General features: G+C 71.2%; 1 pseudogene. It reads right to left on the reverse strand.

Annotation, left to right across the window (positions count from 1 at the left end):
• Positions 1-208: pseudogene (locus tag AMS67_RS00170) on the reverse strand (hypothetical protein); the annotation flags it as partial.

Raw genomic sequence — 208 nt, forward strand, 5'->3', positions numbered from 1 at the left:
GGCGAGCACCAGGGAGTCGACGCCGTTGCGCGCCTTCCAGTCGTCCACGGCCGCGACGAAGGCCTCATTGTCGCCGAAGATCGAGTAGGCGTACGCGGCGGCGAAGTCGTTGGCGGAGGGCACGAGCGCGAGCGTGAGCATCTGGCGCGTGGTGACCTCGGTGCCGACGGGGATCGGGAACGCGACGCCGTCGCGCGCGAGGTACGCG

It is taken from the genome of Leucobacter japonicus, assembly GCF_001273855.1.
Lineage (GTDB): Bacteria > Actinomycetota > Actinomycetes > Actinomycetales > Microbacteriaceae > Leucobacter > Leucobacter japonicus.